Raw genomic sequence first — 13727 nt, forward strand, 5'->3', positions numbered from 1 at the left:
GGTCGCCTGGCTGCCCACCTTGCTCAAGGGGCGGCCGCGGCAACGCCAGGATTTGTGTTGGCAACAGCGTCAGGCCGAGGCGCCGCAGCTGTGGCTGGTGATCGTCGATGCCTCGGCATCCACCCGACGCAACCAGGCGTTGGCCCACGCCAAGGGGCTGCTGGCCGAACTGTTCGACCAGGCCTACCGTCAGCGTGCCCGCCTGGCCCTGCTGACCGCCAGCGGTGGTGCGCCGCGCTGGCAGCGTCATGGGCTCAAGGCATCGGCGGCCCTGCAACCGTGGTTGCAGGCGCTGGGTGCAGGCGGCGGTACGCCGCTGATCGCTGCATTGGAAGACGCGCGGCGCTGGCTGCTGGCGCGCGACAAGCGCCACCCCCAGGAAACCCGGCGCTGCCTGGTGCTCACCGATGGCCGTCTGCAACGCTGGAGCCCCCTTCAGCCGATGCCGTGTGCGACGGTGCTGGTGGACATGGAGCGGGCGGCGGTGCGTGTGGGGCGGGGGCGGCAACTGGCCACGCAACTGCAGGCCGAATATTGGCACATCGAGCAGTTCAAACCGTTGGGCTGATCACGCTTAGGAAGTATCGGCTGCGACAATAAGCCGCAAATAAAAAGTTGCCAGCAGGGCAGAGGGAAAGTTGCACAAGTGCGTGAGCGGGCACGCACTTGTGTTGGCCGTCGATATTATTCAGGCATCGACCAAGGTTGCAGGTCATACCCTTTTTCGCAAAGTTCGGCACGCACTTCCTCGATCAGGCTGGCCCATTGCGCAGGGTCGGAATAGATACGCGAGGATACTTGCTTGCTGCCGATACGCGTGCTGGTCCGGTCGATCACTGCCAGGCTTAGCTCACCAGTACCGTTGGGTGCATCCCAGGCTACGCACTGGAAGGGTTCGAAGGCGTGGTCGGCGATCAGCAGTGCTTCGTTGACACGGAGCGGGGCGTTCATGGTTCGGTCTCTCTATGGTCCCAAACAGCGAAGTGATGTCCGCGTTGCTTGATAATCAGAGGTGCGCAGCGCGGGGTTATTCGTACTGATGCTCCAAGTCGGGGTTGAAGTCACACAGCCATTAAAAATTTTTTCAAAGGTCGCATGATAAGTCGCGCAACCTGTGACGCCCGAAATGTTGAAAGATTCCCAGGTCTCCGGCGGGGGGCCGCCATTGGCGGACAAACGGTCATGGGGTTGTCGAGGTTCGTTGCTACTGTTAAGTCGGACGTTGCAACTTACTGTTTCTACTTAAAAAACCACTTTTTGGCGCCAAGGAACAGTCATGCCCGAACCGACCGCTCAACGCCGCCTGCTCATCGTCGACCCGTGCGACGATTGCCACCGTCTACTACCGGGCCTGCGCAGCGTCGGCTGGGATGTGCACAGCTGTACCCTGGCCTTGGCGCTGGAGCAGCGGTGCGATGTCGGTCTGTTGCGCCTGCAGGCCTCGCACCTGCGTCACCCCGAAGCGGTCAAGGACTTGATCACCCGCAGCAACACCGAATGGATCGCCGTGCTCAGCGCCGAGGAGCTGCGTACGCAGAACATTGGAGATTTCGTGTGCGAGTGGTTTTTCGACTTCCACACCTTGCCGTTCGATGTGTCGCGGGTACAGGTCACCCTTGGCCGGGCCTTCGGCATGGCACGCTTGCGTGGCAAGGGCACGGTGCGGGTCGACGAGCCGGAGCACGAACTGCTCGGCGAGAGCCGCCCGATCCGCGACTTGCGCCGGTTGCTGGGCAAGTTGGCGCCGACCGAGTCACCGGTGCTGATCCAAGGCGAGAGCGGTACGGGCAAGGAATTGGTGGCGCGTACCCTGCATCGTCAGTCGCAACGCAGCGACAAACCGTTCATCGCTATCAATTGCGGCGCCATTCCCGAGCATTTGATCCAGTCGGAGCTCTTCGGCCATGAAAAAGGCGCCTTCACCGGTGCCCACCAGCGCAAGGTGGGGCGTATCGAGGCGGCCAACGGCGGTACCCTGTTCCTCGACGAGATCGGCGACCTGCCGCTGGAGCTACAGGCCAACCTGCTGCGATTCCTGCAGGAAAAGCATATCGAGCGGGTCGGCGGGAACCAACCAATCCCCGTGGACGTCCGAGTCCTGGCCGCGACCCACGTAGACCTGGAGAAGGCCATTGTCCAGGGGCGCTTTCGGGAAGACCTTTACTACCGGTTGAACGTGTTGCAGGTTGTCACCGCGCCGCTACGTGATCGGCATGGCGACCTGTCGATGCTGGCCAGCCACTTTGCCCATTTCTACAGCGTGGAGACCGGCCGTCGCCCACGTTCGTTCAGCGAACACGCGCTTGCGGCCATGGGCCGGCACGACTGGCCTGGGAACGTTCGCGAGTTGGCCAACCGGGTGCGGCGTGGCCTGGTACTGGCCGAAGGGCGGCAGATCGAGGCCCAGGACCTGGGGTTGCAGGGCGTCGAACAGGAGGACCAGCCTCTGGGCACCCTGGAGGACTACAAGCACCGTGCCGAGCGCCAGGCATTGTGCGACGTGCTCGACCGGCACAGTGACAACCTCAGTATCGCGGCCAAGGTGCTGGGGGTGTCCCGGCCTACGTTCTATCGCTTGTTGCACAAGCACCAGATCCGCTGACATTCCCGGGTAACCCTGTCGTATCGACGGATGCAGGCTTTGCAGGAGCGGCCTTGCGCCGCGAAAGGGCTGCGGAGCAGCCCCAGGATTTTGGCCTTGATGCACCTCTGTCGGGGCTGCTTCGCAGCCCTTTCGCGGCACAAGGCCGCTCCTACAGGGGCTGGGTGTGGCGCGGGGTTACCGGCGATCAGCGTTCTTGAGACTGGCCAAAAGGCGCGTCAGCCCTTGTTCCAGCCCGGTCACCGTGGGCAGGGCGAACTGGCCCAGCAGGCGACTGTTGTCGGCACGGGAATGGCGGATATCGCCCGGGCGCCCGGCATCGTAGCGCAGCTCGGGGGTCTTACCGGTGGCCTGGCTCAGGGCTGCGACCAGGTCATTGAGGCTGGTGGCGCGGTTGAGCCCGACGTTCACCGGCTCCGGACTGATCGCCTGGCTTTGCACGGCCTGGACCAGAATCTGCACGAGATCGGCGACATAGACGAAGTCTCGGGTCTGTTCGCCATCGCCGTAGATGGTGATCGGGCTGTCGGTATTGACCCGCTCGCTGAAGATGCTGATGACCCCGGAGTAGGGCGAGCTTGGGTCCTGACGCGGACCGAAGATATTGAAAAAGCGCAGAATCACCGGTTCCAGGCCGTGCTGGCGCTGGTAGAACCCCAGGCAGTGTTCGCTGGCGAGCTTGTCGAAGGCGTAGGGGGTCAAGGGCATCTTGGGCGTGTCTTCATGAATGGCGCTGCCCTGGCCGTTGCTGCCGTAGATGGCCGCGCTGGAGGCGAACACCACCCGTTTGATCCCCCGTTCGCGCATGGCCTCGCACAGGTTCAAGGTACCGATGAAGTTGCTCTGGTGGGTGCGCAGCGGGTCGTCCACCGATGCTTGCACGGAGGCCACGGCGGCCAGATGGACCACCGCCGTGCAATGCTTCAGGGACTGGGCGACCGTTTCGGCATCGGCGACATCGCCAATGACCACGTTCAGGCGTGGGTTGTCGACGGGCAGGTTGCTCAACTTGCCGGTCGACAGATCGTCCAGCACCCGCACGCAATGGCCTTTTTCCAGCAGGGCTTCGACCAGGTGCGAGCCGATGAAGCCGGCCCCGCCGGTAACCAGGATTTTCTCGGAAGGCATTGTTGCTTACTCCACGATTGGATGAGACCCACCGGGTCAGTCGAAGCCCAGGGTGCGCTTCCAGTTGGTGGGGAAGCGCACATGCAGCGGCAATTGGTCGATACGCCAGCGTGGCGACAGCGGCTGGTCGAAGCGTGCCGCCACCTGCAGGCCCATCTCGCTGGCGGCGAACGGGCCGCGTAGCACCACCGGCGTGCGCCCGGCGCTGTCCACCGCCTGGACCACATGGGCGTCGAGCCACTTGCCGTCCGGCATGCGTACTTGCAGCGGCTGGCCGACCCCGGCATAACCGATGTTGTGCGGCTCCAGGTAGATCCACAGCAATGGATCACCGACGCGCTCCAGGCGCATCAGCAAGGTGCCAGGGCCGACATTCTCGCCGGGCGTGACCAATACCTCGGCGATACGTCCAGGCTCGGGGGCGACCAACGACAGCGCCTGCAGTCGGGTCTGCAGCCATTGCCGTTCGGCGTTCTGCTCGATCAGCTGGCGGTCGAACTCGCGCGGCTGGCGGGTCAGTTGTTCGCGACGCTCGAAGGCGGCCAGTTCGGCCTGGCGCCTGTCTTGTTCCGCCTGCGCGGTCATCAGCTCGCCGCGAGTGGCCGCGCCTTGGGCGAGCAGGGCCGACAGCTGCTGCACCTGCTGCGCGGCACGTCCCGCGCTGGCACGCAGCGACTGCCTTTCGCGGCTGACCCATTCGGAGTCCGCCACAGTCGGCATCTCGGTGGGCATGGCGGCCAGCTGTTGCAGGCGTACGCGCCACTCGGGATTGTCCAGATTGACCAGCAACTGGCCTGTCTGGACCTGCTCGCCCGCCGTCACATGCAATTGCTCGATCCGGCCGGCATCCCTGGCACGCACTTCCTCGATGGGTAGGCGCAACTGCGCCGGTGCATCGATCAGGACCAGGCTGAACAACAGCTTGCCCAGCAACCATAACAATGGGCTGGCGACCAGGAACAGGATCAGGTACCAGCGCAGGCGAAACGCCATGCGCTTGCCCGGCGCATAGAGCACCTTCAAGCCGTGATCGTGGGTCGGGTTGAGTTCTTTGGGGCTGTCAAAACGAATATTCATGAGCCTTTCACCGTTTTGGATAATCAGCCCAGGCTTGCCAGTCGATCCCGACAATTCCCTGGGGAGACAAGTCTTTGCGCCACTGGGCTACCTGTTGTTGCAGCCGCTCGGGCGGCTGCCCGGCCCAGCTCTCGGTCTTGAGCAACTGCGGCTCGACGCTCTGGACCAGGCGAAAGCTCAGGTCGGGCCAACGCTTGGCGATGGCATTGGCACGCTGGATGCCGCGTTTACTGTTGCTGGTGTAGATCATTACGCTCACTTGGCGTACACCGACGCCAGGCAAGGCACAGGGCACGCAGGTTTTGGTCGGCGGGTCGGGTTCGAACCAGCGTGGGTGGCTGGCGATTTCCACCGGCCACCGGCTCGTCTGCACGGCAGCCTTGAGTGTGTCCAGCCAATCGCGTAGGCGCTGCTCGGGCACCGGCCAGCCGAGCTGTTCGACTTCAAGGTCCAGGTGCAGGCTGTCGAAGGCCAGGCCGTCGAGTTTTTTCACGAGGCTCATCAGTTCGTGACGCTGGGCCGGCTCGATCCAGCTCGGGTCACCGAGCAGCAGGCTCACCTGAAGACCTTGGCCAGAGGCTTGGGCCAGCAGTTGTTCCAGCGCTTGCCGGGTAGTGGGCAGGTTACGCACTTGCGTCGCATCCAGACCCAGGTAGATCTTCTGCATGCCGGCCTGCTGCAAGGCTTGCAGTTCGGCAGGGCGGCGGTGTGGGTCGAGCAGGGCGGCACTGTTCCAGACATAGGTGCCCTGGTTCCAACCGGCGGTGCGAATGGGCGCATCGCGCACGACAGAAAGGGGCAGCAGCGGCGGTGCCGCGGCCAGCGTCAGCGAGGTCGCGGAATCATTCAGGGTGGTCCATTGCTGCCGCTCGCGCCCGAGCAGTTGATCGGCCTGGGGCGCATCTTCGAGCAGCAGGTCCAGATTGGCCTGGCGCAACCAGGCGGCGTGCCAGGCCGCGATCAGGTCCAGGCCGCTCTGGTAGTAGAGCCGCTGGGCCATCAGCTGGCCATCGAAGCCATCGTCGCCACCGCCGATGTTGCGCCGTTTCTCCTCTTCCAGGGCTTGGGCGACGACACTGCGTTGCTGACGCCGCTGCTCGAGGGTGAGCTGCCCGGCACGCTGGGCGCGCAGGGCTTTGTTGAGCTCAAGCCCCAGGGTCTGGCGTTCTGCTTCGAGGCGTTCGCTGGCCGCATCGTAGCGGGCCTGGGCCAGTTGCTTGCGCGCACGGCTGTTGCCGACCACGTCGAAGGGCATGGAGAAGTTCAACGCCACCAACAGGCCGCTGCCGGACTTGTCCGAGCCGCTGCGGTATTCCTTGCTGCCGGCGAGGATCACATCCGAGTCGATGGCGTTGTACCAGGGGCTATCGCGTTGGGCATCGGCCTGGGCGAGCAGGTTCTGCTTTTCGCTGATGCGGGGGTGACGGCCCAGCACGGCCTGCCAGCGATCGAGCGGTTCCGGTGCCAGGGCCAGGGGTTCGGCAGTGGCCTGGGCGCCTTCGGGGATCGGTTGGCCGCTGAGCAGGGCCAGGTCTGCGCGTATGTCCGCCTCGAGCTGGGGCAGGTCGTCGCAACGCTGGGTCATGACCTGCCATTCACTCAGGCGCAGTTGTGCCTGGGAGTCGCGCAGCCAGCCTTTTTCACGGCGCATGCGGATCTTGCCCGCGGCGTCCGAGGCGCCAGCCTTTAGCGATCGGCACAGCGCGAGCTCCTGTTGCGCCCGCCACCAGTCGGCATAGGCGCTGCGCAATGCCAGGCGCCGGCTGGAACGCTCGAGCGCCTGGCGCATTTGCTGGCGCTGCTGTTCGTACTGGTTGTTCTCCAGCAGTTCGAGCTGGCGGTTGAGGCTGCCGAGCAACGGGTGGCGCACGCCCAGGTTCAGGTTGCGCCCATAGTAGTCATCGCGGATGTCCTCGGTGACCAGTTCCTCGAACCGGCCAGCGCTGGCACCGGCGAAGACCTGCCAGCCGGCACGGTCCTCGTGCAGTTTGGCTTCAGCCTGCAAGGCGCGCAGATCGGCGGCGCCTGCCCGGGCCAGGGGGGTGTCCTGCTGCCGGTCGAGCAGCTCCTGGAGTGTCAGGAGCTGCCCATGGGCCAGGCCGCTGGTCATGGACAAGGTCAATACCAGAAGAAATGAACGCATCTAGAACCTCGTGGCTTTCTTGAGGACCCACCAAGGCGCCATGCTGCTTTCCTCATGGCCGCGACGGAAAATCTCGTTGAGCATGGCCACCGCACTCCAGCAGCGCATGATCAGCATGAAGAAGGGGAACACCGGTACCAGCACGGCCAGGTGTGCATCCTGGCGCGGCCGGTCCGATACCATCAGCAGCATCACCAGGAACAGCACCAGGGTGATCGACAGGTACAGCAGGTAGATCAACGCTGCGAGCACGAACAATGTGGTGCCCGGCAGCACGAACACCGCCAGCAGCAGGTAGCCGACGATGATGAACGGCAGCACCAACTGGAAGAAGAAGCCGCTGAGCAGGATCATGATGAAGGTCGGCCAACCCAGCAGCGTCGGGTTGATGTTGTGGTTGTGCTTGCGCACGTAGAGGAAGAACAGGTCGCCGTCCCAGCGCAGGCGCTGCATGAGGAACTGGCGGAAGGTCACCGGCGCGTCGGTGTGGCCGACGGCTTGCGGCTCGAACGGAATGCGCAGGTCGTGGCGGGCGAAGTAGCTCTTGATTCGCAGGGTCAAGTCCAGGTCCTCGGCGGTATGGGTGTTCCAGCCGCCGATCTTGACCAGGAAGCTGCGCCTGAAGGCACCGAAGGCACCGGACACATTGTTGACCAGGTTCCATTCGGCCAGGCCGATCTTGGACATGTGGATCGACAGCAGGTATTCCAGCGCCTGCATCGCCGTCGATACCGACGCCCAGGTATTGCGCACCCGCAGGCTGCCGGCCACGGCCGGTACCGAGGGGTCGGCGAAATGACGCACGATCGAGCTGACCATGTTGTTGTCGAACGACGTGTCGCCATCCAAGGCCATGACGATTTCGCCACTGGCCAGCGAGAGCCCCGCATTGAGCGACGACACGCGCCCTCCGCGTTGCCATTTGGCGATTGGCCGCAGGTGGCGCTTGGGATACAGCTGTGAATCGAGGCGGAAGCTGCGCACCGCCTGCAGGGTCGGCTGGTTGACGGTAGCGCCATCGACCACCGGTATCAGCTCGATATGCCCTGGGTAGGTCTGCTCGCACAAGCTGAGCAGGGTTTTCTGAACATCCATCCCTTCGCTGTAGCAGGTGATGATGCACGAGACCCGCGGACAATACTGGTTGACCTGCGGTGTGGAGGCGTGGCGGCGCACGAACCAACGCAGCACCCCCAGCAGCACCAGCAGGATCAAGGGCAGCTCCAGCAACAGGAAATAGGGAAAAAGCATCAGGAACACGCGGCTCAGGCCATCGGGCCCGGTCAGCGGGTACAGCGCGTTATAGAGCTGCTCAAAAAACGGCGGCATGGTGTGCTCCTCATGCCAACCCACTGGCCACGCGGGCCAGCAGCAGTTCGGCATTCTCGTCGCCGTGAAGGTCCTGGGGCGCGGTCAGGCTGGAGATGCGCAGGCTGATGCTGCTCACCTCGGGGTCGCTGAACAGCTCCGCGACCTGACCCAGGCGCCGCTTGACCGTGTCCAGCCCTTCCGAACCGGTGTGCGGCAGCAGGACCCAGAGAATTTCCTCGGTGCCGCGCGAGCACCGGTCGGTTTCGCGCAGGGCTTCCTGCAGGCGTGCCACCAGGCTGTCGATGAAGGCATGGCCACGGTGTTCGCCCAGGCGCGTGACGGTCTGGCCAAGGTTGACGAAGCGCAGGCCAAGCACCGAGAACGTCGACGGCTCGTAGCGGCGGACGATCTGCAGTTGCCAGCTCAGCAGATCGTGGAAGGCTCGTCCGCCGAGCAGATTGAGCCGGTTGAAGTGGCTGATGTCGCCGCTTTCGCTGTCCAGGCCTTGGCGGCAGCGCAGGCGGCCGGCCTCGGTCAGGCGGTAATGGCGAACTTCACGCACGCGCAAACGGTCCGGCGCATGGACCTGGCCACAATCCATGCAACGCGCCTGCACGGAGGCGTCGACGAAGAACGCCTTGCAGCCACGGCAGCAGTAGTTTTCCAGCGGGCGGTCGTAATCGCTGCCGATGTGTCGCAGCTGTTTCAGGCAGTTGGGGCAGAGCAGCATGGCGTTCTTCATGAACGCGTCCTGGGGCGCCACATGGCCGCAGGTGAAGCAATGCAGCGCCGGTTGCCGGGAGATGTCCAGGTCCTGGCACTCGGGGCAGACATCGACATAGTTCAAGCGTCCGGAGCCGCAGTCGCCACACAGTCGGATGCGGTCGAGCATGTCGCCCTCTTCGAGCCAGTCCTGCTGCGCCATCAGGCTCAGCCAGGCAAAGCTGCTGACCTGTTCCTCGCCGGCCAGCGCCTCGAGCAAGGGATACCGGTAATGCTGGGCGACGCTAGGATCGCGTACAGCAAGGACCTGTGCGCTGGCACGCATCCACAGCCAAGCCAGTACCCGGCCTTCGAAGCGATCGGCCGCGGCCGATGCCTCGAAGCGGGCGTAACGTGACTGCCAGAGCTGCCAGCGTACTGTCAGCTCGTCCAGGTCGGCAGGCACTGGCCCATCGCTCAGCGCGATGCAGCTGTCGTCCAGGTCGCGACAACAATGGATCAAATGGAAGCGGTAGGGGCTGGCGCTGCGCAAGGTATGCAGGGACCGGCTGGCGACAGCGGCGGGTTGATCGATCAGCAGGACATCGAATACCGGAGCGGCCAGCAGACTTTCGAGGTCGGCGAAGCAGTCCAGTGTCGCGCCGCTGTGGCTCGACACCAGCCCGCCCAGTACTGCGATACGAGGAGTCGGGGTTGGCATGTTGTATTTCCTTGTGGGTCAAACGAACAACGTGCAGTCAGAAACCCGGCGACTATAGAGACTGCGTCAAAAAACCGCTAATAATTTTTTGTGATTAATATTTTTGACGTTTGTGACGTAAATTTGACTTTTTAACTGTGATGAGGGTTCAGAATTGAGACACGGTATTTCAGCGGATTAGAGCAAACAGGTGAGGTTCTTTGGGAAAAGTGCAGCTATCCGTTCAAAAAATGACGGTTTCGCAATTGGGTGGACAGGCGAATTCGAGCCGTTTTTTTGAACAGAGCCGATGACACTGGCCGGTGCATGCCAGAGGGCTTTCATTGCCTGGTTACGTCACGCCAATGCCTCGGTACGACGTGTTGACGAGACAATCGACCAGCGGATTGAAATGCCCCGGATCTGACCGTTATAAGAGCCCCTTCATCCCTTTGGACGCGTACCCATGACCGTTGAATTTCGTCCGGCTCGCCGCTCGGATGCCCGTGATATCGCCAGGCTGTTCCAGATCACTTCCGAAGGTGTAGCCGATTACATCTGGAGCCAGTTGGCTGAGCCAGGGCAGGCGCTGCTGGATGTCGGCGCTATCCGCTATGCGCGAGATGACGTGGATTTTTCGTACCAGAATTGCCTGATCGCAGAAGCGCAGGGGCGCGTGATCGGCATGATGCACAGCTATGCGATGTACCACGACCCTGCAGCCGAGCCTGTGACCGACCCGGTGCTGGCGCCCTATGCCGACATGGAAGTACCCGACACGCTCTACATTTCGAGCTTGGCGTTGCATGAAGGCTGGCGTAACCAGGGCCTGGGCGCGCGCTTTCTGGAGCTTGCCCAGGCAAGGGCCGACCAATTGGGGCTCAAAGGCCTGAGCCTGATCGACTATGCCGAGAACACTGGGGCCCGGCGCTTCTACGAGCGCAAGGGCTTCGGCATCGTCAAGACCTGCCAGATCGCGCCACATCCGCTGGTACGGGTGGCGGGGGACGCCTACCTGATGTATCGGCCCAGCGTTGAAGCCGAGCAGGCCTGACACCGAACCTGGTATGCGATGCCGGCCAGCAGGCCCGCGATGGGCCCGCTGGCTGGCACGCTATCACCAATTGTGCGTATAGCTGGCGGTCAACACAGTCCCCGGTGCCGGCAGGTGGCTGGTGTTGTTGTTATTGCGCAGCAGTTGGCTGTAGAGCGGGTAGTAGTCGCGATTGAACAGGTTCTGGATGCCGATGCTCACCTGGTCATCGGGGGTGAGCCGATACTGGCTCACCAGGTCCACCGTCGTGTAGGTACTGACCTGGTGGCGGCCGAAGCTGTCGACACCATTGAGGCGATAATCCTTGGAATCGAAGAACGTGGCCTGTAGGCGGTTGCTCCAGTCGAAGGTCGGCTTGTACTGAATGTACGCCGTCAGCTTCAGTGGCGGGACGCGATAGCCGGTCATGTCTTGCCAGCCCTTGCCGTCCGGCTTCTCTCGCCCTTGCATCCAGGTCGCGCTACCTCCGGCGCCCCATACTTCATCGTCGCTGAGCCAGTCCGCGCTGGCCTCCACGCCATAGACGCGCTCCTTGGTGCGGGTGAGGATCAGGCCGTTGTTGAAGCTTTGTACGTCGCCCAGCTTGGAAGTGGTGTAGAACAGCGCCAGAGTGCCCAGAGTGTTGCTGCCCAGCTCGCCGCGCCAGCCAAGCTCGTAGTTGTTGGTCTTGACCGGCTCCAGGTTCGAGGCGCCGAGATCGAAGCCACGGCGTGCGTTGCGCAGCTGGATGCCGATGTCGGGCAACTGGAAGCCCTGGCTGAAGGAGGCGTAGATTTCCTGGCCGGTGACCGGCGAATAGACGATGCCGATGTTCGACAGCAGCGCATCGTAGTCGATGTCGCCACCCTTGACCGTTGCCGGAGAGGCCGCCTTGGATTCGGACAGCGGGACGAAATCATCGAACTTGGCCGTGGAGTACTCGTAGCGCAGGCCGCCGTCGATCGACCAGTGTTCGTTGAAACGGTGCTGCAGCTGGGCGAACGCGCCGGCGCTTCGGGTTTTGAGCGGCGGCATGTAGGTAAGCCTGCCGGTCTTGTCGAACACCAGGCCGCCACTGGCGTCGTAGGCGTCCGAGTCGAACACGTCCAGCGGCATGTCGCTGCGCTCCTGGTTGTAGTCGCCGCCCCACACCAGTTCGGTATTGCCGCTTTCGCCAAGCGGGGTGCGCAGGGTCAGGCGGCTGCCGAACACTTCGCTGTTCTGCATCACCTGATCGACGTTGCCGCCGCGGGTTGCGACGGCGCGGGCATCGAATGGGGTGAAGCGGGTGAAGTAGTCCCGGTAGTACACCTGGGCAGAAAGCCGGCTGCCGAGAATGTCCAGGTTCTCGTATTCCAGGTTCACCAAGGTATTGCGAATGCGGTTCTGCTCGTCCAGGTCCAGGCCTTTGATCGCATTGGCCGGGACCGAGCCTGGTGGAAGCTTGGCGACGCTCGGGTCGGTGGCGTAGTCGGTGTCCTGGCGTGCGTCGTAATGGCTGACCGCGAGCTGGACCCGTTGGTCCTCGTCGATGCGCAGCCCGAGCTTGCCCCCGATGTTGTAGATGTTCGAGTCGAACAGGTCGCCCTGGCTCGGTTCCGGCGCGATGCGGTCGCCGTGCGCATCGTACGAGGCGCCGACGTGGCGGGTACCGAAGTCGAACGCGTAGTCCACTGCCCCTTGGGAGCCTGCGAAATACTGCTGGAACTGACCGCCCAGCCCATCGCTGCCCAGGCGGCTCAGGGGTGAGGTGGCGCTCAGGCTGGTTTCGGCCCGGTTTTCACCACCGGCGGGGCGGGTGGTGATGGAAATGATGCCGCCAGTGGCGCCGCTGCCATAGATGGCGCTGCTGCCGCGTATGACTTCGACCCGCTCGATCAATGCCGGGTCGATGTTGGCCAAGTTGCGCGAGGAGTCGCGGTTGGTGTTGAGCGGCACGCCATCGACCATGATCAGCATGCTGCGTCCGCGCAGGGTCTGCCCATATTCGGTGATGGTGCGGCTGGAGTCGGACATGCCCGGAACTACCTTGGCCAGCACCGTGGCCAGGCTGTCGGAGCCTTGGCGCAGCTCCTGCAGTTGGTCGTGCTCGATGACGGTGGACTGCCGGGTCGCAGAGACCAGGTCACTGCTGGTGCGTGAGGCGGTGATCTCCATCTGTGCCATTTCCAGAGGCTGGCTCGGGGCGGCTTGCGTGGGGGCGGGGGTATCTTGGGCCGCGCTGGACGGAACGATGATGAAGGTGTGCTCATCCTTGGCTTGCGCTTGCAGGCCGCTGTCCTCGAGCAACTTCTGCAGGGCTTGCTCCGGGGTGAACCGGCCTTTGATCGCAGGGGCCTGACGGCCTTCACCCAGGTCGCCGGCAAAGATGATCTGCACCGAGGACTGGTGGGCGAGGGTGTTGATGGCTTGCCCGAGCGGCGCGGCCGGCAGGTCCACGTCCACCTTTTCCCGACCTTGCGCCGACATCGCGAGGAGCAGGCTGCTGGTCAGCAACGAAAGGCGTAGGGAGCGATTCCTGAAGGAAGAATGCACGTCTGGAGTTCCTTTGTAGGTTGGCTTTTTCCAAATAGCCGCCACGGAGATCCAGAAACCCTACCTGCTTTTGAGAATTATTTTCTTGTCGTTTTGCGTTGAACCAGTACGGCGCCGTCCGCTTGGCGCAGCACGGCAACGGGAAGGATGCTCGGCAGCAGGTCGAGCAACCGGTCGACCTTGTGGGCGTCGAAGACACCTGTCACCTTGAGCGCCGCCAAGCTGGTATCGCCCATCTCGATAGGCGCCTTCCGATACTGGCGCAGCACCGCGATCGCCTCGTCCAGCGGCGTCTGCTCGAACACGATGCGGTCATCCTTCCAGGCCATGGCGGTGGCTGCGTCGACTTTGCTGACCGGCGTCAGTTGCCCGCCGATCGAGTCGACCTGCTGCCCCGGCATCAGAATGGTCGAGGCTTGAGCTTCGCCCCCCGGCCCGACAAACCCGCGCCCCCCGGCCAAGGGGACAACCCCGGCGTAGTTTAACAGGCGCCCGG

At 63.4% G+C, this 13727-nt stretch carries 11 protein-coding genes; 3 read left to right on the forward strand and 8 right to left on the reverse strand.

Features of this window, described 5'->3' with window-relative positions; genetic code table 11:
* Positions 1-10: 10 nt before the first annotated feature.
* The gene (locus tag IRZ56_RS13345) at positions 11-568 is read left to right on the forward strand and encodes a VWA domain-containing protein (protein ID WP_230386117.1); all 558 of its coding nucleotides are present in this window, start codon (positions 11-13) and stop codon (positions 566-568) included.
* Between the two features lie 116 nt (positions 569-684).
* On the opposite strand, the gene IRZ56_RS13350 is transcribed toward IRZ56_RS13345, so the two are convergent.
* Positions 685-951: a hypothetical protein gene (locus tag IRZ56_RS13350; protein WP_084858069.1), complete on the reverse strand. Its 267-nt coding sequence runs from the start codon at positions 949-951 to the stop codon at positions 685-687.
* A 325-nt stretch (positions 952-1276) separates the two neighbouring features.
* On the opposite strand from IRZ56_RS13350, the gene IRZ56_RS13355 reads away from it, so the two are divergent.
* Positions 1277-2602 carry a sigma-54 dependent transcriptional regulator gene (locus IRZ56_RS13355; RefSeq protein ID WP_196145377.1) on the forward strand — a complete coding sequence of 442 codons (1326 nt, stop codon included), beginning with the start codon at positions 1277-1279 and terminating at the stop codon, positions 2600-2602.
* 177 nt (positions 2603-2779) lie between these two features.
* Here the strand turns inward: IRZ56_RS13355 and IRZ56_RS13360 are convergent, their stop codons facing one another.
* Genes IRZ56_RS13360 through IRZ56_RS13380 form a run of 5 tightly spaced genes read right to left on the reverse strand, consistent with a single transcriptional unit; the run spans position 2780 to position 9684 of the window.
* Positions 2780-3730, reverse strand: a complete 951-nt coding sequence (locus tag IRZ56_RS13360) for an NAD-dependent epimerase/dehydratase family protein (protein ID WP_196145378.1) — start codon at positions 3728-3730, stop codon at positions 2780-2782.
* 36 nt (positions 3731-3766) lie between these two features.
* Positions 3767-4807, reverse strand: coding sequence for an HlyD family secretion protein (locus IRZ56_RS13365; RefSeq protein ID WP_196145379.1), 1041 nt, complete (start codon positions 4805-4807; stop codon positions 3767-3769).
* A 7-nt stretch (positions 4808-4814) separates the two neighbouring features.
* Positions 4815-6950, reverse strand: coding sequence for a TolC family protein (locus tag IRZ56_RS13370; RefSeq protein WP_196145380.1), 2136 nt, complete (start codon positions 6948-6950; stop codon positions 4815-4817).
* A complete protein-coding gene (locus IRZ56_RS13375; protein ID WP_196145381.1) occupies positions 6951-8279 on the reverse strand; it encodes a glycosyltransferase family 2 protein in 1329 nt (442 codons plus the stop codon).
* A 10-nt stretch (positions 8280-8289) separates the two neighbouring features.
* Positions 8290-9684, reverse strand: a complete 1395-nt coding sequence (locus IRZ56_RS13380) for a diguanylate cyclase domain-containing protein (protein ID WP_196145382.1) — start codon at positions 9682-9684, stop codon at positions 8290-8292.
* 445 nt (positions 9685-10129) lie between these two features.
* Between IRZ56_RS13380 and IRZ56_RS13385 the strand changes: the two genes are divergently transcribed.
* Positions 10130-10717, forward strand: coding sequence for a GNAT family N-acetyltransferase (locus tag IRZ56_RS13385; protein ID WP_196145383.1), 588 nt, complete (start codon positions 10130-10132; stop codon positions 10715-10717).
* A 63-nt stretch (positions 10718-10780) separates the two neighbouring features.
* Here the strand turns inward: IRZ56_RS13385 and IRZ56_RS13390 are convergent, their stop codons facing one another.
* Together IRZ56_RS13390 and IRZ56_RS13395 are read right to left on the reverse strand one after the other, a co-directional pair.
* Positions 10781-13231: a TonB-dependent siderophore receptor gene (locus IRZ56_RS13390; protein WP_196145384.1), complete on the reverse strand. Its 2451-nt coding sequence runs from the start codon at positions 13229-13231 to the stop codon at positions 10781-10783.
* A 77-nt stretch (positions 13232-13308) separates the two neighbouring features.
* A partial coding sequence (locus IRZ56_RS13395) for a FecR family protein (protein WP_419183259.1) occupies positions 13309-13727 on the reverse strand: 419 nt, incomplete at its 5' end.

Origin of the sequence: Pseudomonas guariconensis (genome assembly GCF_015680235.1) — a bacterium.
GTDB lineage: Bacteria > Pseudomonadota > Gammaproteobacteria > Pseudomonadales > Pseudomonadaceae > Aquipseudomonas > Aquipseudomonas guariconensis_A.